General features: G+C 53.0%; 2 protein-coding genes. Both read left to right on the top strand.

Features of this window, described 5'->3' with window-relative positions; translation table 11 throughout:
* The first annotated feature begins 44 nt into the window (after positions 1-44).
* On the top strand, positions 45-377 hold the full coding sequence (locus RB620_RS30170) for a transposase (RefSeq protein ID WP_308100868.1): 333 nt from the start codon (positions 45-47) through the stop codon (positions 375-377).
* Between the two features lie 116 nt (positions 378-493).
* Positions 494-822: IS3 family transposase (locus RB620_RS30165; RefSeq protein WP_308100866.1), on the top strand; the 329-nt coding region annotated here is incomplete at its 3' end.

The following is an 822-nucleotide window of genomic DNA, read 5'->3' as shown; positions in this document are numbered from 1 at the left end:
TAACGGTGTAAGCTAGAAGCAGAAGCGATGGAGGGGATTTTTTAATGCAACGCAGACGATTTTCAGTGGAAATGAAGAACCAGATTATTCAAGAGGCCAAGGAGGTCGGGAACGCTTCCCAGGTCGCCCGTCGTCATAGCATCGACCCTAAGATTCTCTATCGGTGGATGAAGGCAGCGCAGCATACCGACTGGAAGCAGGCAGATCCGGCAAACAAGGTTGTGGCGACGTACACGCCATCCCCGCAGGAGTTTCGGACGCTTGAGGGGGAGAACCGCCAGCTCAAGGAACTTCTGGGCGAGAAGGATCTTGAGATTGCTGTCCTGCGAGACTTGCTAAAAAAGCAGGACCCAGCTTATCGGACAAGATTGAGATAGCCGACAAGTGGATACAGCTGGGTTACGCGGGTAGCCGCATTCTAAAGATTGTCGGGGTAAGCGAGCAGATCTACTATCATCGTAAGAAACGTGCTGCACAGTTGCAGAAGGAGGTCGTGCAAAAGAAGGCTGTTGTAGGACGCCCTGTACCTGGACAGTCGATGACGCAGGAGGGCAGGCCGGTCAGCGATGAACAGATCTCGGAATGGCTCTCAGAAGCTGTGAGCAGCGATGAGGAAGTCGTGTATGGCTACCGAAAGCTCACCGTATTCCTGCGCCGAACCTACTTGCTCGTGATTAACAAGAAGAAAGTGTATCGCTTGCTGAAGGCCATGGATCTGCTTCATCCACAGCGGCGGAAGAACGTTTCGTTCCCGCGGAAGCTGGCCAGCAACCGAACCCTTACAGCGTCGAATGAGCTGTGGGAGATGGATATCAAATATGG

It is taken from the genome of Paenibacillus sp. LHD-117 (assembly GCF_030929555.1).
GTDB lineage: Bacteria > Bacillota > Bacilli > Paenibacillales > Paenibacillaceae > Pristimantibacillus.
Note: the sequence above shows the minus strand (reverse complement) of the source record. Positions and strands in the feature narration are given on the sequence as shown.

Excerpts from the sequence above, each read along its gene's own strand:
- RB620_RS30170 (WP_308100868.1), top strand. The coding sequence starts at position 45 with ATGCAACGCAGACGATTTTCAGTGGAAATGAAGAACCAGATTATTCAA.